Below are 25,198 nucleotides of genomic sequence, written 5' to 3' on the forward strand. Positions count from 1 at the left end.
AAACTGCCGCAAAATGCGGCAGATTCGCAATTCAGCGAAGCGTTTACAGACGGCCCAGATCGTTGATCAAGGCAAGTAACATCACCCCGACCACCAAGCTGATACCGATCTGCATTCCCCAACCCTGCACCCGATCCGACAAGGGGCGACCACGCACCCACTCGATCAGATAAAACAACAAATGTCCCCCATCCAGTACAGGTATGGGCAACAAATTCAGAACCCCGAGGCTGATACTCAGATAAGCCAGGAAATTCAGGAAATCAGCAACACCCGACTGGGCAGAAGCGCCCGCCACTTTAGCAATGGTTATCGGTCCACTCAAGTTTTTTACCGAGAGCTCGCCGAACAACATTTTCTTGAGTGAGTCGAGCGTCAATATGCTCATGGTCCAGGTGCGTTTGGCCCCCTCCCCGATTGCCGCGAGCGGGCCATAGCTGACTTCACGGATCATCGATGGTGGCCAGTCGACACCTTTGACGCCGGCCCCCAGATAACCGGTTGCCGCCTTGCCTTCGCCACGCGCAGCCAGCGTGACCGGAATCTCTACCGGCACACCGTCGCGCTCGACATGCAAAACAATACGGGCTTGCGGATGTACCCGCACCCAGTCCACGACCTGCTGCCAGTCCTTGACCGGCTGATCGTCGATGGCCAGCAGCTTGTCACCGGTTTTAAACCCGGCAGCCTGGGCAGGGCCTTTAGGGTCGAGTTCTGCCAGAACGGCTGGCAACTCGGGACGCCATGGGCGAATCCCCAACGACTTGATCGGATCCGGCTCATCAGCGCCCTTGAGCCAGTCTTTCAATACCAACTGACGGGACGTTTCAGCCGTCGTACCCGGCTCACGCACCACCACCTGCAACGAACCGCTTTCGCCCAGACGGCGAACCAGCTGCAGGTTGACGTTTGACCAGCCCGTGGTTGGCTCGCCATCGATGGAGACGATTTCCTGACCGGCAGTCAGCCCGGCCTGAGCCGCCAGGCTGCCGCTTTCCACTGCACCGATGACTGGCCGCACCTGCTGGCTGCCCATCATTGCCAGCACCCAGAAGAACGCCATGGCCAACATGAAGTTGGCAATTGGCCCGGCCGCAACGATGGCAATGCGCTGGCCTACGGTCTTGCGGTTAAACGATTGATCGCGCTGCTCGGCGGGCACTTCGCCTTCGCGCTCATCGAGCATCTTGACGTAGCCACCCAACGGAATGGCAGCAACTACAAACTCGGTGCCCTGGCGGTCATGCCAGCGAAGCAGAGGCGTACCGAAGCCCACGGAGAAGCGCAGAACCTTGACGCCACAACGGCGCGCCACCCAAAAGTGACCGAATTCATGAAAAGTGACCAGCACACCCAATGCCACCAGGGTGCCAACAATCATATAGAGCGCACTCATCTACTTTCTCCGCGATTCTGTCCGGTTCCGGTTCCGGCTCACATCACTTTCAGCCGTTACGACTCAACCACTGTTCAGCCAGCATCCGGGCTTTGCTATCTGCGGCAAATACCGCTTCCAATTCGTCGACGGCCACAACGGGCTCGCTGTTCAATACGTCTTCGATAATACGCGCGATCTGCGGATAACGGATTCGCCCGTCCAAAAAGGCGGCCACGGCAACTTCGTTTGCCGCATTGAGCATCGCTGGCGCGCTATTGCCCGCCATGGCAGCCTCGCGAGCCAGACGCAAACAAGGGAAGCGTTGCTCGTCAGGGCGCTGGAAGTCCAGCCGCGCCACTGCAAACAGGTCCAACGGCGCAACACCCGAGTCAATCCGCTCAGGCCAGGCCAGGGCATTGGCAATCGGCGTACGCATATCGGGGTTGCCCAACTGGGCCAGCACCGAGCCATCCACATAATCGACCAGCGAGTGAATCACGCTTTGCGGATGGATCACCACCTCGACCTGTTCCGGGCGCGCATCAAACAGCCAGCAGGCCTCGATCAGCTCCAGGCCTTTGTTCATCATGCTGGCCGAATCTACCGAAATCTTGCGCCCCATCGACCAATTGGGATGAGCACAGGCTTGATCCGGCGTGACGTGCTCAAGCTCTGCCAGCGGCGTCTCACGGAATGGACCACCAGAGGCTGTCAGCAAAATCCGACGAACACCGACATTACCCAGGCCACGGGAAAAGTCCCGGGGCAAGCACTGGAAAATCGCGTTGTGTTCGCTGTCGATGGGCAGCAATACCGAACCGCTGCGACGCACGGCCTGCATAAACAGGTCGCCGGTCATCACCAACGCTTCTTTGTTGGCCAGCAGGATCTTCTTGCCGGCATTGACCGCCGCCAGTGTCGGGCGCAGGCCTGCGGCACCGACAATTGCCGCCATCACCGAATCCACTTCAGGAGCCGACGAAACCTGACACAAGCCCTCCTCACCTACCAATACTTCGGTATTGAGCCCGGCTGCGCGCAAATCCGCCTGTAACTGGCTGGCAGCACGCTCATCCGGCACCACGGCAACCTGCGGCCGGTGCTTGATGCACAAGGCCAGCAGTTCGGCGAGACGGCTGTAGCCTGTCAGGGCAAAGGCCTGATAGCGGTCAGGGTGACGCGCAATAACATCCAGGGTGCTCAGGCCAATGGAACCCGTAGCCCCCAGAACAGTAATCTGTTGTGGACGGTTCATGAAGCCGCCATCCACAGCAATACAGCAAATACCGGGATCGCCGCCGTCAGGCTGTCGATACGATCCAGTACACCACCATGGCCCGGCAGCAGGTTACTGCTGTCTTTGACCCCGGCCTGGCGTTTGAACATGCTTTCCGTGAGGTCGCCCACCACCGAAATCAGGACGATCACAGCAGCGCCCAGCAGTGCAACAAACATCTGCGAAGCGCTCCAGTCACGCACTATACCCACGACCGCGGTGATCAGCAGGCTGAGCAACAGACCGCCAAATACACCTTCCCAGCTTTTGCCCGGGCTGACCTTGGGGGCAAGCTTGCGCTTGCCGAATTTGCGCCCGGAAAAATAGGCACCAATATCTGCGCCCCATACCAGAACCATCACCGCCATGATCAGCCAGTTGCCCAGCGGCATCGCCTTGATCAGGACCAGCCCTTGCCAGGCCGGCAGCAGGATCAACAGACCGATCACCAGCCTGGCCGCAATACTCGACCAGTGCGCAGCCGATTGCGGAAAGGTCAGCACCAGAAAGGTCGCTGTCGCCCACCACAACACCGCCGCGCCCAGCACCCAGGGCGCCAGATCGGGGAATATATGCAGCCCCAACAGCAGCGCGGCCACTACTACAGCAAACAGCACCCGTGCACCTTGCGCCTCAAAGCCGGCAAGACGCGCCCACTCCCAGGCACCCAGGGTCACGACCAGGCCAATAAACAGCGCAAAGCCGCTGCCCTCGAGCAGGAAAAAGCCACACAAGGCAATTGGGAGCAAGATAAGTGCAGTGATGATTCTTTGTTTAAGCATTAAATCCGGGCTCCAGCCTCAACCTGCTCGCTCGTTTTACCGAAGCGGCGCTGGCGAGAAGCGAAATCAGCCAATGCGTGCTGCATGGCCTCGTGTTTGAAGTCCGGCCAGAACAGGTCGGAGAAGTACAACTCGGAATAGGCCAGCTGCCACAGCAAGAAATTGCTGATGCGGTGCTCGCCACCGGTGCGGATACACAGATCGGGCAATGGCAGATCACCCGTTACCAAACAGGTTTGCAGCAAACCCGGAGTGATATCCTCCGGCTGCAAGTGCCCTGTCTGGACTTGACGCGCCAACTGCTGCGCGGCCTGCGCGATATCCCACTGGCCACCGTAATTGGCGGCAATCTGCAAGACAAAGCGGCCTTCGCCCACTGTCATTGCTTCCGCTTCACGCATCGCCTTTTGCAAATCGGGATGAAAGCGCGAGCGGTCGCCAATGATCCGCAGGCTGATCTCGTTTTCGTTGAGGCGCTTGGCCTCACGACGCAGCGCCCTGAAAAACAGGTCCATCAAGGCACTGACTTCAGCGGCGGGCCGCTGCCAGTTTTCACTGGAAAACGCGAACAGGGTCAGTACCTCGACCCCGGCTCCGGCACACACTTCAATGACCGCGCGAACTGCATCCACACCCGCTTTATGCCCGGCAACACCTGGCAGAAAGCGTTTTTTTGCCCAGCGATTATTACCGTCCATGATGATCGCGACATGTCGCGGAACAGATGACGGGTCAGCCTGCTTCGTCTTTTCCATAAAACGCCCTGACCCTTATACGGCCATCAGGTCCGCTTCTTTCTGCTTGGTGGCAACTTCGATATCCGCCACGGCCTTGTCGGTCAGCTTCTGGATATCATCAGCAGCACGACGCTCTTCGTCTTCGCTGATTTCCTTTTCCTTGACCAGGTCTTTCAATTGGCTCAAGGCGTCGCGACGGATATTGCGCACGGCAATACGGGCATCTTCAGCTGCATCACGGGCCTGCTTGGCGAAAACCTTGCGGGTTTCTTCAGTCAGGGCCGGCATGGAGATCAGCAGCAGCTCACCCAGGTTGGTCGGGTTCAGGTTCAGACCGGCGCTCTGGATGGCCTTGTCGACTGCGCCCAGCATGTTGCGCTCGAACGCTACAACTTGAAGGGTGCGAGAGTCTTTAACGGTGATGTTGGCGACCTGGCTGATCGGAGTATCCGAGCCATAGTAAGGCACCATCACGCTGCCCAGAATGCTCGGGTGAGCCTTGCCGGTACGGATCTGGCCAAATGCATGGGCCAGGGATTCCAGCGACTTCTGCATACGCGTTTGAGCGTCTTTCTTGATTTCGTTGATCATTGTTGACCTTCCTCGATCAGAGTACCTTCAGCGCCGCCATGGACAATATTAAGCAGGGCGCCGGGCTTGTTCATATTAAATACACGCAATGGCATTTTGTGGTCGCGGCACAGACAGATGGCCGTCAGGTCCATAACACCCAGTTTGCGATCCAGTACTTCATCGTAAGTCAGATGATCGAACTTCTCGGCATGCGGGTCTTTGAATGGATCTGCGGTGTACACGCCGTCAACCTTGGTTGCCTTGAGCACGACATCAGCGTCGATTTCAATGGCACGCAAGCATGCTGCCGAATCCGTCGTGAAGAAAGGATTACCGGTGCCTGCAGCGAAAATCACCACATCCTTGGCATTCAGGTGGCGCATGGCCTTGCGACGATCGTAATGATCGGTCACACCAACCATGGAAATGGCCGACATAACGATGGCGGAGATATTCGCACGTTCCAGCGCATCGCGCATGGCCAGGGCGTTCATCACGGTAGCCAGCATGCCCATATGGTCGCCAGTCACACGATCCATACCGGCGGCGCTCAATGCAGCACCACGGAACAGGTTGCCACCACCAATCACCAGTCCTACCTGAACGCCGATGCCGACCAGTTGGCCCACTTCCAGCGCCATGCGGTCGAGCACCTTGGGATCGATCCCGAACTCTTCAGAGCCCATCAGGGCTTCGCCGCTTAGCTTGAGTAGAATGCGTTTATAGCGAGCTTGATAACCACTGCCCTGCTGAGCCATTGCGAATCTCTCCTGCCGCGTTTTATAGATAATCTGTGCGAGGTCATTTTTCAACCCGCGCTTGTTCTAGCTGTGGCACTGCACAGCAGCACCATCGGAACACGATTTTGCAAACCGGTTCCGCCGAGAAGGAAAAATCCCCTCCCATTTGAAAAGAGGCTGCGCGCGTGAGCGGGCAGCCTCTTCGGGTCGACAGTTTAGAACCGTCTTATTGCTTGCTTGCAGCCACTTGAGCAGCAACTTCAGCAGCGAAGTCGTCAACTGGCTTCTCGATGCCATCACCTACTTTGAAGTAAGTGAAGGAAACGATTTCAGCGCCGGCTTTCTTGGCCAGATCGCCGACCTTGATTTCCGGGTTCTTGACGAACGCTTGCTCAACCAGGCTGGCTTCAGCCAGGAACTTGCTGATACGACCGGCAACCATTTTTTCAACGATTTCGGCTGGCTTGCCTTTGATCTTGTCTTCGTTGAGGCTCATGAACACGGTTTTTTCGCGTTCGATGGCATCAGCGGAAACTTGCGAAGGCAGCAGGAACTCAGGGTTGCTTGCAGCTACGTGCATGGCGATGTCACGAGCCAGCTCAGCGTTGCCGCCTTTCAGAGCTACAACAACACCGATCTTGTTGCCGTGCAGGTAAGCATCAACAACGTCACCTTCGATGCGGGCCAGACGACGGATGTTGACGTTCTCGCCTACTTTACCAACCAGAACCAGACGATCAGCTTCTTGAGCAGCGATCAGCGGAGCTGCGTCGGTCAGTTTGTCAGCGAACGCTTTTTCAACGCTGTCAGCAACGAATTTTTTGAAGTCGTCTTGCAGAGCCAGGAAGTCGGTTTGCGAGTTGACTTCAAGAATTACAGCCGACTTGTTGTCGTCTGCAACTTTAACTGCGATAGCGCCTTCAGCAGCAACGTTACCTGCTTTTTTGGCTGCCTTGATGGCGCCCGAAGCACGCATGTCATCAATGGCTTTTTCGATGTCGCCGCCAGCCTTGGTCAAGGCTTTCTTGCAGTCCATCATGCCTTCGCCAGTACGCTCACGCAGTTCTTTAACCAACGCTGCAGTAATCTCTGCCATTTCAAAATTCCTCTTGGATAGGTTTTCAACCATTCCACCCGACCGAACGGGCGTTCAATTCGTTTGAAGCGCACCCCGAATCAACCGTGCAGGTCGCCATCTGATACAGATACAACAAACAGGGTTACAACAAATGGATTTCGAGGTGGCAAAAAGGGGGCCAAGCCCCCTTTTTGCGTACTGAGTAAACGCTAGGCGTTAATTACTCAGCCTTCAACTACCGCTGCAGCTGGAGCTTCTTCGACGAAAACGTCGGTGCCGCCAGCAACGTGGTTACGGCCTTTGATCACAGCATCAGCCATCGCACCCATGTACAGCTGGATAGCGCGGATTGCGTCATCGTTACCCGGGATGATGTAGTCAACACCTTCTGGGCTGCTGTTGGTATCGACAACGCCGATTACCGGGATACCCAACTTGTTAGCTTCGGTGATCGCGATACGCTCGTGGTCAACGTCGATAACGAACAGAGCGTCTGGCAGACCGCCCATGTCCTTGATACCACCCAGGCTACGATCCAGCTTCTGCAGATCGCGAGTGCGCATCAGCGCCTCTTTCTTGGTCAGCTTGGCGAAAGTACCGTCTTCTGCCTGGATTTCAAGGTCACGCAGACGCTTGATCGAAGCACGAATGGTTTTGAAGTTGGTGAGCATGCCGCCCAACCAGCGGTGATCCACGTACGGCGAACCGCAACGTGCTGCTTCTTCAGCAACGATCTTGCCAGCGGAACGCTTGGTGCCGACGAACAGAATCTTGTTTTTGCCCTGGGCCAGGCGCTCAACGAAAGTCAGAGCTTCGTTGAACATTGGCAGGGTTTTTTCAAGGTTGATGATGTGGATCTTGTTACGCGCGCCAAAGATGTATTTACCCATCTTCGGGTTCCAGTAACGGGTTTGGTGACCGAAGTGCACACCGGCCTTCAGCATATCGCGCATGTTGACTTGGGACATGATAGTTCCTTAATAAGTCGGGTTAGGCCTCCACGTATCCCAACGACCAACCAGCAGCTTCAAAGCTGAAGGCACCCAGGTCATCGTGTCGACACGTGTGTGGGTTTGTGCTCTGCGGGCTATACCCGCAAAGCGGCGCATTTTATACCACAAGATGCATTAAAAACGAAGTGTGAATTCAGACTTTATTGCTAAAGCGTTGCCCTGCAAGGGCTTACGCCTGGCTTGCTCTTGCTTCTTGTCCAACAATACCACTTCCACCAGCAAAATATTCCAAACACCGAGCAAGCCCATAACAGCGTCGGAGCCAGACGGCCGCACAACACAACAAGTCTGACACCTGGGCCAGGGCCGCTTCTGAATTGACCGAACAGGCCGGCCGGTCGGCCGCCTCGGGGCGCAGTGCTTTTGATCTGCCTGCCCTCCCGGGAGGCCGAGAGGAGGTTCTGCGGAGTGGGTCGACCGGCATGGATGCCGGGAGAGCCGCGATGGGCCATGGATGGCCCGTGGCGGCGGGCCCACGGAGCAGAGCCGGAGCGAGGGAACCTGAGCGCAGCGAAGGCCGTACGATGGGGCGAGGACCTTTTGGTTCCTTTTGGGTCCTTCCAAAAGGGACTCGACGTAAGGTCGAAACCATAGTCTCAGTTAGACACAAATGCTGGATATGTACGCGCAATGCCATTTAAAACTACCGAGTACATACCTATTCGGCCTCACGAAGGGCGAAAAAATCAAAAGCGCGGGCTTCGGCCGCTTACCTTATTCGCGCGGGGCCTTGGAATAGAACCAGGATGCTCCTATCTATTAAGAGAAGCGATGGCTACAGGCCCACGACTAACGCCGACCGTCTGTTAGAATCGTACTTTTATGACGGCGTGCCGCGATTCACAGCACGCCCGCAATCCTGATGATGAGCGCCAACGCGCGAAGAGAGCCCGAATGACCGTCACCCTCAAAACCCCAGAGGACATCGCAAAAATGCGTATCGCCGGCAAACTGGCCGCCGAAGTCCTGGAAATGATCGCCGAGTACGTAAAACCCGGCGTCACCACTGAAGAGCTGGATCGCATCTGCCATGACTATATCGTCAATGTGCAAAAGGCCATCCCTGCCCCGCTCAACTATAAAGGCTTTCCCAAGTCGATCTGCACCTCGATCAATCACGTGGTATGCCACGGCATCCCGGGCGACAAGGTATTGAAGGACGGCGACACCCTGAACATCGACGTCACCGTGATCAAGGACGGCTACCACGGCGACACCAGCCGCATGTTCCACGTCGGCAAGGTTCCGGTATGGGCCGAGCGCCTGTCGCAAGTGACCCAGGAATGCATGTACAAGGCTATCGAAATCGTTAAACCGGGCTGCCGCCTGGGCGATATCGGCGAAGTGATCCAGAAGCACGCTGAAAAGAACGGTTTTTCTGTAGTACGCGAGTTCTGCGGCCACGGTATCGGCAAGGTATTCCACGAAGAGCCGCAGATCCTGCACTACGGCCGCGCTGGCACCGGTATGGAGCTCAAGGCCGGCATGACTTTCACCATCGAGCCGATGATCAATCAGGGCAAGGCCGACACCAAGGTGCTGGGCGATGGCTGGACCGCCATCACCAAGGACCGCAAGCTGTCTGCCCAGTGGGAACACACCCTGCTGGTCACCGACACCGGTTACGAAATTTTCACCCTGCGCAGCGATGACACCATCCCCCGCGTTTCGGCCTGAAACTTGCGTGTTTTCACCGTTTAGCCCGTAAAACCCAGCACAGGAATGCCAATCGATGCCGCAGGTGGATCCAGAACTTTTTGACCGCGGCCAGTTCCAGGCCGAGCTGGCATTAAAGGCGAGCCCCATTGCCGCTTTCAAAAAGGCGATCCGCCAGGCTCGGGAGGTACTCGACGAACGCTTCAAAAAGGGGCGTGATATTCGCCGCCTGATCGAAGACCGTGCATGGTTCGTCGACAACATCCTGCAACAGGCGTGGGACCAGTTCAGCTGGAGCGCTGAGGCCGACATCGCGCTGGTCGCCGTCGGCGGCTATGGCCGCGGCGAGTTGCACCCTTATTCCGATATCGATTTGCTGATCCTGCTGGACAACGCAGATCACGAAGTTTTCCGTGATTCCATTGAGCGTTTTCTGACACTTCTATGGGACATAGGCCTAGAAGTAGGTCAGAGCGTGCGCTCGGTGGATGAGTGCGCAGAGCAGGCCCGCGCCGACCTGACCATCATCACCAACTTGATGGAAAGCCGCACCGTGGCGGGCCCCGAGCATTTGCGTCAGCGCATGCTGGACGTCACCAGCACCGCCCACATGTGGCCCAGCAAGGAGTTTTTCCTGGCCAAGCGCGCCGAGCAAAAGGCCCGCCACCACAAGTACAACGACACCGAGTACAACCTGGAGCCTAACGTCAAGGGTTCGCCCGGCGGCCTGCGCGATATCCAGACCATTTTGTGGGTAGCCCGCCGCCAGTACGGCACCCTGAATTTGCGCGCCCTTGCCGGCGAAGGCTTTCTGGTAGAAAGCGAGCACGCCCTGCTGGCCTCGTCCCAGGAATTTTTGTGGAAGGTGCGCTACGCCCTGCACATGCTTGCCGGGCGTGCCGAAGACCGTCTGCTGTTCGACCACCAGCGCAGCATCGGCGAACTGCTCGGCTTTGCCGGCGAAGACGCCAAGCAGACCATCGAAAATTTCATGCAGCAGTACTACCGGGTGGTCATGAGCATTGCCCAGCTCAGCGACCTGATCATCCAGCACTTCGAAGAGGTGATCCTCGCTCCCGAGGACGAGGCGCCACCAACCCCGTTGAACTCGCGCTTCCAGTTGCACGATGGCTATATCGAAGCCACCAGCGACCACGTGTTCAAGCGCACCCCCTTCGCCATGCTGGAAATCTTCCTGCTGATGGCACAGCACCCAGAGATCAAGGGCGTGCGGGCCGACACCATCCGCCTGCTACGCGAACATCGTTACCTGATCGACGAAGATTTCCGCAAAGACATCCGCAACACCAGCCTGTTTATCGAACTGTTCAAGTGCAAGATCGGCATCCACCGCAACCTGCGCCGGATGAACCGTTACGGCATCCTGGGCCGTTACCTGCCCGAGTTTGGTTTTATCGTCGGGCAAATGCAGCATGACCTGTTCCACATTTATACGGTCGATGCCCACACCCTGAACCTGATCAAACACCTGCGTAAGCTGCAATACACCCAGGTATCGGAAAAATTCCCGCTCGCCAGCAAGTTGATGGCCAAGCTGCCCAAGCCCGAGCTGATCTACCTGGCCGGGCTGTACCACGATATCGGCAAGGGCCGCCACGGCGACCATTCCGAAATCGGTGCCGTGGATGCAGAAGCGTTCTGCATCCGTCATCAGTTGCCGCAGTGGGACACGCGCCTGATCGTGTGGCTGGTACAAAACCACCTGGTGATGTCCACCACCGCCCAGCGCAAGGACCTGTCCGACCCGCAGGTCATCCATGATTTTGCCCAGATTGTGGTGGACGAAACCCACCTCGACTACCTCTATGTGCTGACTGTCGCCGATATCAACGCCACCAACCCGACGCTGTGGAACTCCTGGCGCGCCAGCCTGTTGCGCCAGCTCTACACCGAGACCAAGCGTGCCTTGCGTAGAGGCCTGGAAAACCCGGTGGACCGCGAAGAACAGATCCGCCAGACGCAAAGTGCGGCGCTGGATATTCTGGTGCGCGGGGGTACCGACCAGGATGACGTGGAACAGCTCTGGTCACAGCTGGGCGACGACTATTTCCTGCGACACTCCTCTGCCGACGTGGCCCTGCATACCGAAGCCATCCTGCAGCAGCCTGCCGATGGCGGCCCGCTGGTGCTGATCAAGGAAACCACCCAGCGCGAGTTCGAGGGCGGCACGCAGATCTTCATCTATGCACCCGACCAGCACGACTTCTTCGCCGTGACAGTGGCCGCCATGGACCAGCTCAACCTGAACATCCATGACGCACGCATTATCACCTCCAGCAGTCAGTTCACCCTCGACACCTATATCGTGCTCGACAACGATGGCGGCTCGATTGGTAACAACCCGGCGCGTATCGAAAAAATCCGCAAGGGGCTGACCGAAGCCCTGCGCAACCCGGACGACTACCCGACCATCATCCAGCGCCGCGTGCCGCGCCAGCTCAAGCACTTTGCCTTTGCGCCCCAGGTCACGATCCATAACGACGCCCAGCGCCCGGTGACCGTGCTGGAGCTCAGCGCCCCCGACCGCCCGGGTCTGCTGGCTCGCATCGGAATGATCTTTCTGGAGTTTGATCTGTCGCTGCAGAACGCCAAGATTGCCACCCTGGGTGAACGCGTCGAAGACGTCTTTTTCATTACCGATGCAAACAACCAGCCGCTGTCCGACCCGCAGCTGTGCATGCGTTTGCAGGAAGCGATCGTCGAGCAACTGACGGTCAACCAGGATTCAACCCCAGAACCGTGGCGCCTGAGCATTTAACCGCCGCCGAGTGAGACCCGCACCCCATGAACAACGCTCTAAACCAGCTGCAGCCTTACCCGTTCGAAAAATTGCGCGCCCTGCTTGGCAGCGTGCAGCCCAACGCCGACAAGCGCCCGATCGCGCTGTCGATTGGCGAACCCAAGCACCGCTCGCCGGACTTCGTGGCCAAGGCACTGGCTGACAACCTCGACCAGATGGCGGTCTACCCGACCACCCTGGGCATCCCGGCGCTGCGCGAAGCTATCGCCGACTGGGCCGAGCGTCGTTTCAACGTGCCAAAAGGCTGGCTTGACCCGGCGCGCAATATCCTGCCGGTCAACGGCACCCGTGAAGCCCTGTTTGCCTTCACCCAGACCGTGGTCAACCGTGGTGACGACGCTCTGGTGGTGAGCCCGAACCCGTTCTACCAGATCTACGAAGGGGCCGCCTTCCTGGCAGGCGCTCAGCCGCACTACCTGCCGTGCCTGGCCGAGCATGGGTTCAACCCGGATTTCGACGCCGTATCCGTCGACACCTGGAAACGCTGCCAGATCCTGTTCCTGTGCTCGCCGGGTAACCCGACCGGTGCGCTGATCCCGCTTGAAACCCTGAAAAAACTGATCGCACTGGCCGACGAACACGACTTCGTGATCGCCGCAGACGAGTGCTACAGCGAGCTGTACTTCGACGAGAAGACACCACCGGTCGGCCTGCTCAGCGCCTGTGTGGCCCTAGGCCGTGAAGACTTCAAGCGTTGCGTGGTGTTCCACAGCCTGTCCAAGCGCTCCAACCTGCCGGGTTTGCGTTCCGGTTTTGTGGCCGGCGATGCCGACATCCTCAAGGCGTTCCTGCTGTACCGCACGTACCATGGCTGCGCCATGCCGGTACAAACCCAGCTGGCAAGCATTGCCGCCTGGAACGACGAAGACCACGTACGTAGCAACCGTGACCTGTATCGCGAGAAGTTTGATGCGGTGTTGGAGATTTTAACCCCGGTACTGGATGTGCAGCGCCCGGATGGCGGCTTCTACCTGTGGCCCAGGGTTGAAGGCGACGACGCCGAATTCTGCCGCGACCTGTTTGCCCAAGAGCACGTCACCGTAGTGCCGGGCTCTTATCTGTCCCGCGAAGTAGACGGTTTCAACCCCGGCGCTGGTCGCGTACGCATGGCCCTGGTTGCGCCACTGGCTGAGTGCGTGGAAGCCGCCGGGCGGATCCGCGACTTTATCCAGCGCCGCGGCTAAACCGCCCCTGTGGGAGCGGGCTTGCTCGCGATGCAAGCGATGCGGTCTGCCAGACGAACCGCTGCGATGCCATCGCGAGCAAGCCCGCTCCCACATAAAGCTGGGTTATTTCACCGTTCCCAGGTTGGCCTCGCTCAAGTCCAGGTCCTTGAGGATTTCGCTCAGGGCGTCGTCGCCGATTTCGTGATGGCGGCGCAAGCTGTACAGTTCCAGCCGCTGCGCACGCAGCGCCTTGAGCCGCAAGCGGCTTTCCAGCTGGTCCATTTGCGAAGCCAGTGCCTGGGCCTCCGCCGAGTCGTTGTACACCTCAAGCTGATGACGGTACTCAGACATGATCCGCGCCTTTAGCTCAGCCGCCAGAGCCGCCTGGGCCGCATCCTGCTGACCATCGGCCTCCACCACCTCTTCTGCTTCCAGCGCATGAATCGCCGCTTCCGCAGTGCGTCGCCAGGCTTCGCGCACTTCTTTGCGCATGGCATCGTCCGGGCTTTTTGGAATACCGCGCAACAACACCGGCAAGGCGATGCAGGCTGCCACCAGCGACAGCAAAATCACCCCGGCAGCAATAAAGATCAGCAAATCACGCTCAGGAAAATTCAAACCCTCGCTGACCAGCAGCGGTACCGACATCACGCCCGCCAGGGTCACCGCACCGCGTACCCCGCCCACGGTCAGCAGCCAGCAGGAGCGGGCTGTCGGCACCATCGTCAGCTCGCCCTTGCCACGCCAGCGGCGCAACAGGCCGGACAGCCGCCAGATGCTCTGCACCCAGATGAAGCGCAGCGCCAGCAGCACCAGGAAAATCGCCACCACATCCAGGCAGCGATACATCAAGGTCGGCCATAGAGTCGTTTCGTGACTGACCACCGCCTTGATGATGTCCGGCAATTGCAGGCCCAACAGCAAAAAGATCAACCCGTTGAAGGCAAACTCCAACAGCGACCACACACTGCGATTAAGCAGGCGGGTGCTGGTCTGACGCGGCAACAGGTCCAGCCAGCTCTGCATCATCCCCGCCGCCACCGCCGACAGGATGCCCGAAGCACCCAAGCGTTCGGCCAGTACATAGGCGGCAAAAGGCAGCAGCAACATAAACACCACATGGGTGGCCGGGTCATCCCAGCCACGGGCGATCATCCACGCGCGCAAACGCCCCACCAGCCAGCTCAGGGCGACGCCAATGGCCAGCCCGCCACAGGCCACCAAGATGAAGGTCAGGCTGGCATTGGCCAGGGAAAACACCCCGGTAATGGCAGCCACCAGGGCGAACTTGAAGGTCACCAGGCCCGTGGCGTCATTCATCAGCGCCTCGCCTTGCAGCATGTGCATCAAGGGTGCGGGCAAGCGATTCTGTGCAATGGCCGATACCGCCACCGCATCAGTGGGTGACAGTACTGCTGCCAGGGCAAATGCCACCGGCAAGGGGATGGTCGGCAACAGCCAATGGATGAAATAACCCGCACCCACCACCGTAAACAAAACCAGCCCTACTGCCAGGGTCAGAATCGGCCCGCGCAGGCGCCAGAACTCACGCTTGGGCATGCGCCAGCCATCCGAGAACAGCAGCGGCGGCAAGAACAGAAACAGGAACAGCTCAGGTTCCAGCGCCACATGCAGGCCCAGTGTCGGCCAGGCCAGTACGGCACCGGCGGCAATCTGCACCAGCGGCAAAGGCAGAGGTATGACACGCCCCAACAGACGCGAAATCCCCACCAGCATCAGCAGGATAAGGACGGTATAGGCGGTTTGCATATCAGCAGAGTTCCCGAACGATCAGTTTTAAACTAAATAAATAGCAACAATTTCCCATTGCGCTCCATAGTAGCGTCTAACCGTAAAAGCCGAGCCTGAACAAAAGTAGCAGTGCGACGACATGTCACAAGTCTGTGCCAAGCTCGCAGCCAATCACGCCCAAGGGCGCTGCGCATGGCATAATCCGCGACTGCTCATTTACCGCATCTCCAAAGGGGGGGCAATTTCCGTGACCGATTCAAGCAAGACGTTGCACCTTTTCGGCATCAAAGCCTGCGACACCATGAAAAAGGCTCGCACCTGGCTCGATGAACATGCAGTGCACTACGATTTCCATGACTACAAAAGCAGCGGCATTGACCGTGAACACCTGACCCGCTGGTGCAATGAGCACGGCTGGGAAGTGGTGCTCAACCGCGCCGGTACAACCTTTCGCAAGCTCGACGACGAACGCAAAGCCGATCTCGACCAAGCCAAAGCCATTGAACTGATGCTCACCCAACCCTCGATGATCAAGCGCCCGGTGCTCGATCTCGGTGACAAAACCCTGATTGGCTTCAAGCCAGATCTTTATGCGGCGGCCCTTCTGTAAGCGCCCGCCCATTTATTTTTGTAAGAGGTAATTGCATGTCTACTACCCTGTTCAGCGCAGCCTTCGGCGTCGGCACCCAAAACCGCCAAGGCGCATGGCTGGAAGTGTTCTACGCACAACCCCTGGTCAATCCATCGGCCGAGCTGATTGCAGCCATCGCACCGATTCTGGGCTACACCGGTGGCAATCAGGCAATCACCTTTACTACCGCCCAAGCCGCACAGATGGCTGAAGCCGCCAAACCGGTCGACGCCGCCCAGGCTGCCCTGCTGACCCGCCTGGCCGAAAGCCACAAGCCGCTGGTTGCCACCCTGCTGGCCGAAGACGCCACTCTGACCTCGACACCAGAGGCCTACCTCAAGCTGCACCTGCTGTCCCATCGCCTGGTCAAGCCCCACGGCCTGAGCCTGGCGGGCGTGTTCCCGCTGCTGCCAAACGTGGCATGGACCAGCCAGGGCGCCATCGATCTGGGCGAACTGGCCGAGCGTCAACTCGAAGCGCGCCTGCGTGGCGATCTGCTGGAAGTGTTCTCGGTCGACAAGTTCCCGAAAATGACCGACTACGTGGTTCCGGCCGGTGTGCGCATCGCTGATGCGGCGCGTATTCGCCTGGGCGCCTACGTCGGCGAAGGCACCACCGTGATGCACGAAGGTTTCGTCAACTTCAACGCTGGTACCGAAGGCCCGGGCATGATCGAAGGCCGTGTATCGGCAGGCGTGTTTGTCGGCAAAGGTTCGGACCTGGGCGGCGGTTGCTCGACCATGGGCACCCTGTCGGGTGGTGGCAACATCGTGATCAAGGTCGGCGAAGGCTGCCTGATCGGCGCCAACGCCGGTATCGGCATCCCGCTGGGTGACCGCAACACCGTCGAGTCCGGCCTGTACGTGACCGCAGGTACCAAAGTGGCCCTGCTGGACGAAAACAACCAGTTGGTCAAAGTGGTCAAGGCCCGTGACCTGGCTGGCCAGCCTGACCTGTTGTTCCGCCGCAACTCGGAAACCGGCGCTGTGGAATGCAAAACCCACAAGTCGGCCATCGAGCTGAACGAAGCACTGCACGCTCACAACTAAGCGTCTGTCTGCAACTGACGGGGCCGGCTTCCGGCCTCGTCAACAGAGCCCGAACACCATGCTTTTGCCTTCTCCCTGGCGCGCTGACTTTCCCGCCATCGCCGCCTTGCAACGTCAGGACCAGACGTATCTGGACAGCGCTGCTACCACGCAAAAACCCCAAGCCCTGCTCGACGCACTGACGCATTACTACGCCAACGGCGCAGCCAATGTACACAGGGCCCAACATCTGCCGGGCGCCCACGCGACCCAGGCATTCGAAAACACCCGCCACAAAGTGACGCAATGGCTCAATGCCGGCGAGTGCGGGCAAATCGTGTTCACCCACGGCGCCACGTCAGCGCTGAACCTTCTGGCCTACGGCCTGGAGCACCAATTCAATACGGGCGATGACATTGTTATCAGCGCCCTGGAACACCACGCCAATCTGCTGCCATGGCAGCAGCTCGCACAGCGTAAAAAGCTGAATCTGGTGATCTTGCCTCTGGATGCCGACGGCGTGATCGACCTCGTGGCCGCCGCACGCCTGATCACCCCGCGCACCCGCCTGTTGGCCGTAAGCCAGCTATCCAACGTCCTTGGTGTGTGGCAGCCCCTGCCCGAACTATTGGCGCTGGCCAGGGCACAGAATGCACTGACCGTGGTTGACGGCGCCCAGGGTGTTGTCCACGGTCGCCAGGACGTTCAGGCGCTGGGTTGTGACTTCTATGTGTTTTCCGCCCACAAGCTCTATGGCCCCGACGGGCTGGGCGTGCTGTTTGGCCGTCATGAAGCCCTGGCCCGCTTGCAACACTGGCAGTTTGGCGGCGAGATGGTGCAGGACGCCGACTATCAGCACGCCACCTTTCGCCCGGCACCGCTGGGATTTGAGGCTGGTACCCCGCCGATTGCCAGCGTGATCGGACTGGGGGCAACCCTCAACTATCTGGCCAACCTCAACCAGGGCGCAGTCCAGGCCCACGAAACAGCACTGCACCGATTGCTCGTCGAGGGTTTGCAGCAGCGCCAGGGCATTCGTCTGCTGGGCGCCCCGCAACTGGCCCTGGTCAGTTTTGTAGTCGAGGGCGTCCACAACGCCGATCTGGCCCATCTGCTGACCGAACAGGGGATTGCCGTTCGCGCCGGGCATCATTGCGCCATGCCACTGCTTAAAAGCCTTGGCCTGGCTGGTGCCATCCGTGTTTCGCTGGCGCTGTACAATGACTCAGAAGATCTGGAGCGTTTTTTCCTCGCCCTCGATCAGGCGCTGGAGTTGCTGCAATGACCCTGCCCGCCGACGCCCAGGCGGCGCTCGACAGCTTTGAGCATTGCACCGGCTGGGAACAGCGTGCACGCCTGCTGATGCAATGGGGCCAGCGATTGCCGGAACTCAGCGAGGCCGACAAAACCGACGCCAACCGGGTGCATGGCTGTGAAAGCCAGATGTGGCTGGTGGGCAAACAGGTCGATGGCCATTGGCAGTTTGCTGCCAGCAGTGAAGCGCGACTGATTCGCGGGCTGGTGGCGTTGCTGCTGGTGCGGGTGAACGGCTTGACCACGCAAGAGCTGCTGCAGGTCGATTTGCCGGGATGGTTCGAGCAATTGGGGCTTAGCCGGCAGTTGTCGCCATCGCGCAGCAATGGGCTCAATGCGGTGCTGGTGCGGATGCGGGAATTGGCAGCCTGACCATTGCCGCCCCCTGGGGGAGCGGGCTTGCTCGCGATGCGGGCGATTCGGTTTATCTGAAACACCGCGCCGGTGCTATCGCGAGCAAGGCCGCTCCCACAGGCCAGGTCCGAGGCGAGCCTTATTCCTGTGGTGCAGGCTTTACCTTCTCCGAGGGCCGGCGCACGCCCGCCACGATCTTGTCCACCGCCTTGGTCGCCGCCACCATGCCGAAGGTGGCCGTCACCATCATCACTGCGCCAAACCCGCCAGCACAGTCCAGCTTCACCCCGTCACCGACAAAACTCTTCTGCAGGCAAATGCTGCCGTCCGGCTTGGGGTAGCGCAGCTGCTCGGTGGAGAACACACACGGCACGCTGTAGTGACGGGTCATGGTGCGCGAAAATCCATAATCGCGGCGCAAGGTCGAGCGCACCTTGGAGGCCAGAGGGTCATTGAAGGTACGGTTCAAGTCACAGACCTGAATCAGCGTCGGGTCAATTTGCCCGCCCGCGCCACCGGTGGTGATGATCTGTATCTTGCGCCGCTTGCACCAGGCAATCAGCGCCGCCTTGGCATTCACACTGTCGATGCAGTCGATCACGCAATCAATATCGGGGGTGATGTAGTCGGCCATGGTTTCGCGCGTCACGAAATCGGCCACCTCATGAACCTTGCAGTCAGGATTGATCTGACGCAGGCGTTCGGCCATCACCTCAACCTTGTCCCGACCAATGGTCGTACTCAAGGCGTGTAACTGGCGGTTGCTGTTGCTGACGCACACGTCATCCAGATCAAACAGCGAAATTTCGCCGACGCCGCAGCGCGCAATCGCTTCCGCTGCCCACGACCCGACGCCGCCTACACCGACGATCGCCACATGCGCCGCCTTCAGTCGTTCAAGGCCTTCCAGCCCATATAACCGGGCTACACCGGCAAAACGTGGATCTTCTGTACTCATGACCAACACCCCAAAAACCGGCGCGCATTATAGGGTTCTTACATTGCATTGAGTATCTTTCCTACAAGCTATGCGACCAAGCCTGCTTTAATAGCCTGCTACGGAAGAAGATAAGAGCTACAACTAATAAAGAAAGAACTTAAGTCGGCTGTAAGTGCCAAACGCCCGACTCAATTCCGTCCGCTATACGATTGGTCAAAGCACAGTGTAGGATGCGCGCCGTTTGGCACCCGCCGACCGATCTTCGTTCCACTCCCTTTGGAACCCGAAATAGTTATGTCATCGCGTAAATTTGGACTCAATCTGGTGGTGGTCCTGGCCATCGCCGCGCTCTTCACAGGCTTCTGGGCGCTGATCAATCGCCCGGTCTCTGCGCCCAACTGGCCCGAGCAAATCTCCGGTTTTTCGTACTCGCCGTTCCAGCAAGGGCAGTACCCACAGAAAGACCAGTACCCGACCGACGATGAAATGCGTCGCGACCTGGAAATCATCAGCAAGCTGACCGACAACATCCGGACTTACTCGGTTGACGGCACCCTGGGCGACATTCCCAAGCTGGCCGAAGAATTCGGCCTGCGCGTGACCATCGGGATCTGGATCAGCCCTGATCTGGAGCGCAACGAGCGGGAAATCCAGAAAGCCATCGAGCTGGCCAACAACTCACGCAGCGTGGTGCGGGTTGTGGTGGGCAACGAAGCCCTGTTCCGCGAAGAAATCACGCCCGAAGACCTGATCGTGCTGCTGGATCGGGTGCGCGCCGCGGTCAAGGTGCCGGTCACCACGTCCGAGCAATGGCATATTTGGGAAAAGTACCCGCAACTGGCCAAGCACGTTGACCTGATCGCCGCGCACATCCTGCCCTACTGGGAATTTATCCCGGTGGACAAGGCCGGCGAATTCGTCCTGGACCGTGCCCGCGACCTGAAAAAAATGTTCCCGAAAAAACCGCTGCTGCTGTCGGAAGTTGGCTGGCCGAGCAATGGCCGCATGCGCGGTGGCGCTGACGCTACCCCGGCCGACCAGGCGATTTATCTGCGTACGTTGGTCAATACCCTCAACCGCCGGGGCTACAACTATTTTGTGATCGAAGCCTTCGACCAGCCGTGGAAGGCCAGCGACGAAGGTTCAGTGGGCGCGTACTGGGGCGTGTACAACGCTGCCCGCCAGCAAAAATTCAATTTTGAAGGGCCGGTGGTGGCGATTCCACAGTGGCGCGTACTGGCCATCGGCTCGGTGGTCATGGGCCTGCTGTCACTGGCACTGCTGCTGATCGACGGTTCCGCCCTGCGCCAGCGTGGCCGTACCTTCCTGACCTTTACCGCTTTCCTCTGCGGCTCGGTGCTCGTGTGGATCGCCTATGACTACAGCCAGCAATACAGCACCTGGTTCAGCCTGACTGTGGGCTTTCTGCTTGGCTTAGGTGCGCTCGGGGTGTTTATCGTGCTGCTCACCGAGGCCCATGAACTGGCCGAAGCAGTATGGATTCGCAAGCGGCGAAGGGAGTTTTTACCGGTAGAAGCCGACGATGCCTACCGTCCGAAAGTCTCGATCCATGTGCCGTGCTACAACGAGCCGCCGGAGATGGTCAAACAGACCCTCGACGCCCTGGCCAACCTCGACTACCCCGATTTCGAAGTGTTGATCATCGACAACAACACCAAGGACCCGGCAGTCTGGGAGCCGGTGCGCGATTACTGCGCCACCCTCGGCCCGCGCTTCAAGTTCTTCCACGTCGCGCCCCTGGCCGGTTTCAAGGGCGGCGCGCTGAACTACCTGATCCCGCATACCGCACCGGATGCCGAAGTGATTGCCGTGATCGACTCTGATTACTGCGTGGACCGCAACTGGCTCAAGCATATGGTGCCGCACTTTGCCGACCCGAAAATCGCCATCGTGCAATCGCCACAGGACTACCGCGACCAGAACGAAAGCACCTTCAAAAAGCTCTGCTACTCCGAATACAAGGGCTTTTTCCATATCGGCATGGTCACCCGTAACGACCGCGATGCGATCATTCAGCACGGCACCATGACCATGACCCGCCGTTCAGTGCTCGAAGAACTGGGCTGGGCAGACTGGTGCATCTGTGAAGACGCCGAACTGGGCCTGCGGGTATTTGAAAAAGGGTATTCCGCCGCGTATTCCCACAACAGCTATGGCAAGGGCCTGATGCCCGATACCTTTATCGACTTCAAGAAACAGCGATTCCGCTGGGCCTACGGTGCGATTCAGATTATCAAGCGTCACACCTCCAGCCTGTTGCTGGGCAAAGACACGGAGCTGACCCGTGGCCAGCGCTATCACTTCCTCGCAGGCTGGCTGCCATGGGTGGCCGACGGCATGAATATTTTCTTCACTGTCGGTGCCCTGTTGTGGTCGGCGGCGATGATCATCGTGCCAACGCGGGTCGACCCGCCACTGTTGATTTTCGCCATTCCGCCACTGGCGCTATTTGTGTTCAAGGTGGGCAAGATCATTTTCCTGTACCGCCGTGCAGTGGGGGTCAACCTCAAGGACGCCTTCGCCGCGGCACTGGCCGGGCTGGCGTTGTCCCACACCATCGCCAAAGCCGTGCTGTACGGGTTCTTCACCACCAGCATCCCGTTCTTCCGGACGCCTAAAAACGCCGATAACCACGGCTTTTGGGTAGCGATCTCGGAAGCCCGCGAAGAGGTGTTCATCATGCTGCTGCTCTGGGGCGCGGCTGTGGGGATTTTCTTCGTACAAGGCCTGCCGAGCAACGACATGCGTTTCTGGGTGGTGATGCTGCTGGTGCAATCGTTGCCGTATCTGGCAGCGCTGATCATGGCCTTTATGTCTTCGTTGCCTAAACCGGTCGAAGAAGCACAAGAGCAACCCGCTGCATAAATCGACTGCAACCACTAAACGGCGGCCTCTGGCCGCCGTTTTGCTTTAAGATAACCGCCCTTTTGTGCCTTGTGTCCCGCTTCGGAGTCCCTACCATGACGGCCCACGCCGACCTTTCGCCGACCCTGCAACTCGCCTGCGATCTGATCCGTCGCCCTTCCGTGACGCCGATCGACGCTGACTGCCAGAAGCTGATGATGCAGCGCCTGGGCGATGCCGGCTTCATGCTTGAGCCGATGCGCATCGAAGACGTCGACAACTTCTGGGCCACCCACGGCAAACACGAAGGCCCGGTGCTGTGCTTCGCCGGCCACACTGACGTGGTACCGACCGGCCCGGTACAGGCCTGGCAGAACGACCCGTTCGACGCGCTGATCGATGAGCACGGCATGCTCTGCGGCCGTGGCGCGGCCGACATGAAAGGCAGCCTGGCAGCCATGCTGGTGGCCGCTGAACGCTTTGTCTGCGACTACCCGGACCACAAGGGCAAGGTCGCATTTTTGATCACCAGTGACGAAGAAGGCCCGGCCCATCACGGCACCAAGGCCGTGATCGAACGTTTCGCCGCACGTAACGAGCGTCTGGACTGGTGCATCGTCGGCGAGCCGTCGAGCACTTCCCTGGTGGGTGACGTGGTCAAGAACGGCCGTCGCGGTTCTCTGGGGGCCAAGCTCACCGTTCGCGGCGTTCAAGGCCATGTGGCCTACCCGCATCTGGCCAAGAACCCGATTCATCTGGCCGTGCCTGCGCTGACCGAGCTGGCCGCCGAGCATTGGGACAACGGCAATGCCTTTTTCCCGCCAACCAGCTTCCAGATTTCCAACCTCAACTCAGGCACAGGCGCGACCAACGTCATCCCGGGTGATCTGGTTGCAGTGTTCAACTTCCGCTTCTCCACCGAGTCCACCGTTGAGGGCCTGCAAAAGCGCGTCGCGGACATCCTGGACAAGCACGGCCTGGACTGGCACATCGACTGGGCGCTGTCCGGCCTGCCGTTCCTGACCGAGCCGGGGGCGCTGCTGGATGCCGTGTCGTCGAGCATCAAGCAGGTGACCGGTCGCGAAACCAAGGCTTCCACCAGCGGTGGCACATCCGACGGTCGCTTTATCGCGACCCTGGGCACCCAGGTGGTAGAGCTGGGGCCGGTCAACGCGACCATTCACCAGGTCAACGAACGGGTGCTGGCCAGCGATCTCGACGTGTTGACCGAAATCTACTATCAGACCCTGATCAAGTTGCTCGCCTGATGCTCGCCTGCCCGATCTGCTCCGAGCCGCTCAACGCGGCAGACAATGGTGTGGTGTGCCCTGCCGGCCATCGCTTTGACCGTGCCCGCCAGGGCTACCTGAACCTGCTGCCGGTGCAACACAAGAACAGCCGTGACCCAGGCGACAACCAGGCTATGGTTGAAGCCCGCCGCGACTTTCTAAACGCCGGGCATTACGCCCCTGTGGCCAAACGCCTGGCCGAACTGGCCGCCGAACGCGCGCCGCAGCGCTGGCTCGACATCGGCTGTGGCGAGGGTTACTACACCGCGCAAATCTCCGACGCGCTGCCCAACGCCGATGGCTACGCGCTGGATATCTCCCGCGAAGCGGTCAAGCGTGCCTGTAAACGCAGCCCGCAACTGACCTGGTTGATCGCCAGCATGGCCCGCGTGCCACTGGCTGACGCCAGCTGCCAGTTCCTGGCCAGTGTGTTCAGCCCGCTGGACTGGCTCGAAGCCAAGCGCCTGCTCACCCCCGGTGGCGGCCTGATGCGTGTAGGCCCGACCCGCGGTCACTTGATGGAATTGCGCGAACGCCTGTACGACGAAGTCCGGGATTACGCCGACGACAAGCATCTGGCCCTGGTGCCCGAAGGCATGTCGCTACAGCACAGTGAAACACTGGAGTTCACCCTCAGCCTGAGCGAACCCCAGGATCGCGCCAACCTGCTGGCCATGACCCCTCACGGCTGGCGTGCCAGTGCCGAGCGGCGCGCCGAGGTCATCGAGCACCCCGAGCCTTTAGTGGTGACCGTGTCGATGCGCTACGATTACTTCGTACTTCAATAACCCATTTTACGGCCAGGTGCACATGCCCTTGGCCCGACTAATCCGCGAATGGATTTTTCAGACACGCAGTGAGGACATCCATGCGCCAACCCGATATCGAGATTTACCTGAAAGAAGCCGTCACTTACAAAGACGTCGAAGCCTGGCTGGCAAACGTGCTGGGACCGTGCACGGAATGGAAAAAGAAAGGCGAAACCTGGAAGTGCATGGCCGGCAACGTGCCCGTAACCTGGATGCCAAAAGCTGTAGGCAAATGGAATAGCCTGTACCTGGACAGTGACCAGACGCCGTGGGAAGACGACATCGCCTGCGCCAAGGCTGCTTTTGAGGCATTGCACATCGAAGTGCGCTGCGCGCCGGGCAGCTGGGTTGAAGAACAGGGCGAGGCAGACGCCGACCGCTGGATCCGCATCAGCGAAGACGGCCAGGAAGAAATCACCTGGAAAACCGGTTCCTGATTCGGACCGGCCATAGATCCCTTGTGGGAGCTGGCTTGCCTGCGATGCGACCGACGCGGTGTCTATGTGCACATGCGCTGATGCAATCGCGAGCAAGCCCGCTCCCACAGGGAGGGCAAGCAGTGCCTTACAACCCCACTACATCCTCGGCCTGCAGGCCCTTGGCGCCCGAGACCTGGGTGTATTCGACCTGCTGACCTTCGGCCAGGCTGCGATGGCCTTCACCGCGAATGGCACGGTAATGCACAAACACATCAGCCCCGTCTTCGCACTGGATAAAGCCGTAGCCCTTTGCGTCGTTAAACCACTTCACATTGCCCGTTACACGTGCAGTCATGGAACATCCCCCCTTTTTATTATTGATCGGGCTCGTTAACTGGCCCTTTGAGAACTATCGTTTGAACCTGACTCTGCAAAACTCTGTCTGACGCAGTATCGCGAAAGACCACCGAGTATAGGTCAGGCAAAAAAACACTCAATCAATATTAGTTCAGCGCTTTTTTGCCGATTTTGCGCTGATACTGCAAACTACCCGACCGAGTAAACGCTCGTTTAATTC

General features: G+C 59.1%; 22 protein-coding genes. 11 read left to right on the forward strand and 11 right to left on the reverse strand.

Features of this window, described 5'->3' with window-relative positions:
• Positions 1-43: 43 nt before the first annotated feature.
• From rseP to rpsB, 8 genes are all read right to left on the reverse strand, one after another.
• Positions 44-1,396 carry a sigma E protease regulator RseP gene (rseP, locus tag HBN79_RS11390; RefSeq protein WP_169916735.1) on the reverse strand — a complete coding sequence of 451 codons (1,353 nt, stop codon included), beginning with the start codon at positions 1,394-1,396 and terminating at the stop codon, positions 44-46.
• Positions 1,397-1,445: 49 nt separating this feature from the next.
• Positions 1,446-2,633: a 1-deoxy-D-xylulose-5-phosphate reductoisomerase gene (gene ispC / locus HBN79_RS11395; protein ID WP_095023030.1), complete on the reverse strand. Its 1,188-nt coding sequence runs from the start codon at positions 2,631-2,633 to the stop codon at positions 1,446-1,448.
• Positions 2,630-3,436 (reverse strand): phosphatidate cytidylyltransferase, encoded by an 807-nt coding sequence (locus HBN79_RS11400; protein WP_095001310.1) that lies wholly within the window; start codon positions 3,434-3,436, stop codon positions 2,630-2,632. The genes ispC and HBN79_RS11400 overlap by 4 nt, the downstream gene beginning before the upstream one ends.
• Positions 3,436-4,191: a polyprenyl diphosphate synthase gene (uppS, locus tag HBN79_RS11405; protein WP_095001309.1), complete on the reverse strand. Its 756-nt coding sequence runs from the start codon at positions 4,189-4,191 to the stop codon at positions 3,436-3,438. The genes HBN79_RS11400 and uppS overlap by 1 nt, the downstream gene beginning before the upstream one ends.
• A gap of 15 nt (positions 4,192-4,206) precedes the next feature.
• On the reverse strand, positions 4,207-4,764 hold the full coding sequence (frr, locus tag HBN79_RS11410) for a ribosome recycling factor (RefSeq protein WP_016781983.1): 558 nt from the start codon (positions 4,762-4,764) through the stop codon (positions 4,207-4,209).
• Positions 4,761-5,504 carry a UMP kinase gene (gene pyrH / locus HBN79_RS11415; RefSeq protein ID WP_003440426.1) on the reverse strand — a complete coding sequence of 248 codons (744 nt, stop codon included), beginning with the start codon at positions 5,502-5,504 and terminating at the stop codon, positions 4,761-4,763. The genes frr and pyrH overlap by 4 nt, the downstream gene beginning before the upstream one ends.
• A gap of 208 nt (positions 5,505-5,712) precedes the next feature.
• Positions 5,713-6,582 (reverse strand): translation elongation factor Ts, encoded by an 870-nt coding sequence (gene tsf, locus HBN79_RS11420; RefSeq protein ID WP_095001308.1) that lies wholly within the window; start codon positions 6,580-6,582, stop codon positions 5,713-5,715.
• A 206-nt stretch (positions 6,583-6,788) separates the two neighbouring features.
• Entirely contained in the window at positions 6,789-7,532 is a 744-nt protein-coding gene (gene rpsB, locus HBN79_RS11425) for a 30S ribosomal protein S2 (protein ID WP_016781981.1), read from the reverse strand.
• Positions 7,533-8,399: 867 nt separating this feature from the next.
• Here rpsB and map point away from each other — a divergent pair.
• Genes map through dapC form a run of 3 tightly spaced genes read left to right on the forward strand, consistent with a single transcriptional unit; the run spans position 8,400 to position 13,238 of the window.
• The gene (map, locus tag HBN79_RS11430) at positions 8,400-9,254 is read left to right on the forward strand and encodes a type I methionyl aminopeptidase (RefSeq protein ID WP_095001307.1); all 855 of its coding nucleotides are present in this window, start codon (positions 8,400-8,402) and stop codon (positions 9,252-9,254) included.
• Between the two features lie 55 nt (positions 9,255-9,309).
• On the forward strand, positions 9,310-12,012 hold the full coding sequence (locus HBN79_RS11435; RefSeq protein WP_095001306.1) for a [protein-PII] uridylyltransferase: 2,703 nt from the start codon (positions 9,310-9,312) through the stop codon (positions 12,010-12,012).
• A 26-nt stretch (positions 12,013-12,038) separates the two neighbouring features.
• A complete protein-coding gene (gene dapC / locus HBN79_RS11440) occupies positions 12,039-13,238 on the forward strand; it encodes a succinyldiaminopimelate transaminase (protein ID WP_095001305.1) in 1,200 nt (399 codons plus the stop codon).
• A 105-nt stretch (positions 13,239-13,343) separates the two neighbouring features.
• Here dapC and HBN79_RS11445 read toward each other — a convergent pair whose 3' ends face one another.
• Entirely contained in the window at positions 13,344-14,990 is a 1,647-nt protein-coding gene (locus HBN79_RS11445; RefSeq protein WP_095001304.1) for a Na+/H+ antiporter, read from the reverse strand.
• 229 nt (positions 14,991-15,219) lie between these two features.
• Between HBN79_RS11445 and HBN79_RS11450 the strand changes: the two genes are divergently transcribed.
• Genes HBN79_RS11450 through HBN79_RS11465 form a run of 4 tightly spaced genes read left to right on the forward strand, consistent with a single transcriptional unit; the run spans position 15,220 to position 18,317 of the window.
• A complete protein-coding gene (locus HBN79_RS11450; protein WP_169916736.1) occupies positions 15,220-15,582 on the forward strand; it encodes an ArsC family reductase in 363 nt (120 codons plus the stop codon).
• A gap of 35 nt (positions 15,583-15,617) precedes the next feature.
• Positions 15,618-16,652 (forward strand): 2,3,4,5-tetrahydropyridine-2,6-dicarboxylate N-succinyltransferase, encoded by a 1,035-nt coding sequence (gene dapD / locus HBN79_RS11455; protein WP_095001303.1) that lies wholly within the window; start codon positions 15,618-15,620, stop codon positions 16,650-16,652.
• A gap of 58 nt (positions 16,653-16,710) precedes the next feature.
• Positions 16,711-17,916 carry a cysteine desulfurase gene (locus tag HBN79_RS11460; protein WP_095018173.1) on the forward strand — a complete coding sequence of 402 codons (1,206 nt, stop codon included), beginning with the start codon at positions 16,711-16,713 and terminating at the stop codon, positions 17,914-17,916.
• Positions 17,913-18,317: a SufE family protein gene (locus HBN79_RS11465; RefSeq protein ID WP_169916737.1), complete on the forward strand. Its 405-nt coding sequence runs from the start codon at positions 17,913-17,915 to the stop codon at positions 18,315-18,317. The genes HBN79_RS11460 and HBN79_RS11465 overlap by 4 nt, the downstream gene beginning before the upstream one ends.
• 121 nt (positions 18,318-18,438) lie before the next feature.
• Here HBN79_RS11465 and tcdA read toward each other — a convergent pair whose 3' ends face one another.
• Entirely contained in the window at positions 18,439-19,257 is an 819-nt protein-coding gene (gene tcdA / locus HBN79_RS11470) for a tRNA cyclic N6-threonylcarbamoyladenosine(37) synthase TcdA (RefSeq protein WP_095001300.1), read from the reverse strand.
• Positions 19,258-19,533: 276 nt separating this feature from the next.
• Here tcdA and HBN79_RS11475 point away from each other — a divergent pair, with 276 nt between their 5' ends.
• The 4 genes from HBN79_RS11475 (at position 19,534) to HBN79_RS11490 (ending at position 24,639) form a co-directional block, all read left to right on the forward strand.
• On the forward strand, positions 19,534-22,125 hold the full coding sequence (locus tag HBN79_RS11475) for a glycosyltransferase (RefSeq protein WP_095001299.1): 2,592 nt from the start codon (positions 19,534-19,536) through the stop codon (positions 22,123-22,125).
• A 95-nt stretch (positions 22,126-22,220) separates the two neighbouring features.
• Positions 22,221-23,372: a succinyl-diaminopimelate desuccinylase gene (dapE, locus tag HBN79_RS11480; protein WP_095001298.1), complete on the forward strand. Its 1,152-nt coding sequence runs from the start codon at positions 22,221-22,223 to the stop codon at positions 23,370-23,372.
• Positions 23,372-24,181 carry a putative RNA methyltransferase gene (locus HBN79_RS11485; RefSeq protein ID WP_169916738.1) on the forward strand — a complete coding sequence of 270 codons (810 nt, stop codon included), beginning with the start codon at positions 23,372-23,374 and terminating at the stop codon, positions 24,179-24,181. Before dapE ends, HBN79_RS11485 begins: the two co-directional genes overlap by 1 nt.
• Before the next feature lie 80 nt (positions 24,182-24,261).
• On the forward strand, positions 24,262-24,639 hold the full coding sequence (locus HBN79_RS11490) for a hypothetical protein (protein ID WP_095001296.1): 378 nt from the start codon (positions 24,262-24,264) through the stop codon (positions 24,637-24,639).
• Positions 24,640-24,766: 127 nt separating this feature from the next.
• Here the strand turns inward: HBN79_RS11490 and HBN79_RS11495 are convergent, their stop codons facing one another.
• On the reverse strand, positions 24,767-24,976 hold the full coding sequence (locus HBN79_RS11495) for a cold-shock protein (protein WP_095001295.1): 210 nt from the start codon (positions 24,974-24,976) through the stop codon (positions 24,767-24,769).
• Positions 24,977-25,198 lie beyond the last annotated feature (222 nt).

The sequence above is a fragment of the Pseudomonas sp. WS 5051 genome (assembly GCF_012985715.1).
GTDB lineage: Bacteria > Pseudomonadota > Gammaproteobacteria > Pseudomonadales > Pseudomonadaceae > Aquipseudomonas > Aquipseudomonas bubulae.

Excerpts from the sequence above, each read along its gene's own strand:
- rseP (WP_169916735.1), bottom strand. The coding sequence starts at position 1,396 with ATGAGTGCGCTCTATATGATTGTTGGCACCCTGGTGGCATTGGGTGTG.
- HBN79_RS11495 (WP_095001295.1), bottom strand. The coding sequence starts at position 24,976 with ATGACTGCACGTGTAACGGGCAATGTGAAGTGGTTTAACGACGCAAAG.
- tcdA (WP_095001300.1), bottom strand. The coding sequence starts at position 19,257 with ATGAGTACAGAAGATCCACGTTTTGCCGGTGTAGCCCGGTTATATGGG.
- ispC (WP_095023030.1), bottom strand. The coding sequence starts at position 2,633 with ATGAACCGTCCACAACAGATTACTGTTCTGGGGGCTACGGGTTCCATT.
- rpsB (WP_016781981.1), bottom strand. The coding sequence starts at position 7,532 with ATGTCCCAAGTCAACATGCGCGATATGCTGAAGGCCGGTGTGCACTTC.
- tsf (WP_095001308.1), bottom strand. The coding sequence starts at position 6,582 with ATGGCAGAGATTACTGCAGCGTTGGTTAAAGAACTGCGTGAGCGTACT.
- HBN79_RS11465 (WP_169916737.1), top strand. The coding sequence starts at position 17,913 with ATGACCCTGCCCGCCGACGCCCAGGCGGCGCTCGACAGCTTTGAGCAT.
- HBN79_RS11485 (WP_169916738.1), top strand. The coding sequence starts at position 23,372 with ATGCTCGCCTGCCCGATCTGCTCCGAGCCGCTCAACGCGGCAGACAAT.
- map (WP_095001307.1), top strand. The coding sequence starts at position 8,400 with ATGACGGCGTGCCGCGATTCACAGCACGCCCGCAATCCTGATGATGAG.
- pyrH (WP_003440426.1), bottom strand. The coding sequence starts at position 5,504 with ATGGCTCAGCAGGGCAGTGGTTATCAAGCTCGCTATAAACGCATTCTA.
- HBN79_RS11445 (WP_095001304.1), bottom strand. The coding sequence starts at position 14,990 with ATGCAAACCGCCTATACCGTCCTTATCCTGCTGATGCTGGTGGGGATT.
- dapD (WP_095001303.1), top strand. The coding sequence starts at position 15,618 with ATGTCTACTACCCTGTTCAGCGCAGCCTTCGGCGTCGGCACCCAAAAC.
- HBN79_RS11435 (WP_095001306.1), top strand. The coding sequence starts at position 9,310 with ATGCCGCAGGTGGATCCAGAACTTTTTGACCGCGGCCAGTTCCAGGCC.
- frr (WP_016781983.1), bottom strand. The coding sequence starts at position 4,764 with ATGATCAACGAAATCAAGAAAGACGCTCAAACGCGTATGCAGAAGTCG.
- HBN79_RS11460 (WP_095018173.1), top strand. The coding sequence starts at position 16,711 with ATGCTTTTGCCTTCTCCCTGGCGCGCTGACTTTCCCGCCATCGCCGCC.
- dapE (WP_095001298.1), top strand. The coding sequence starts at position 22,221 with ATGACGGCCCACGCCGACCTTTCGCCGACCCTGCAACTCGCCTGCGAT.
- HBN79_RS11475 (WP_095001299.1), top strand. The coding sequence starts at position 19,534 with ATGTCATCGCGTAAATTTGGACTCAATCTGGTGGTGGTCCTGGCCATC.
- uppS (WP_095001309.1), bottom strand. The coding sequence starts at position 4,191 with ATGGAAAAGACGAAGCAGGCTGACCCGTCATCTGTTCCGCGACATGTC.
- HBN79_RS11400 (WP_095001310.1), bottom strand. The coding sequence starts at position 3,436 with ATGCTTAAACAAAGAATCATCACTGCACTTATCTTGCTCCCAATTGCC.
- HBN79_RS11490 (WP_095001296.1), top strand. The coding sequence starts at position 24,262 with ATGCGCCAACCCGATATCGAGATTTACCTGAAAGAAGCCGTCACTTAC.
- dapC (WP_095001305.1), top strand. The coding sequence starts at position 12,039 with ATGAACAACGCTCTAAACCAGCTGCAGCCTTACCCGTTCGAAAAATTG.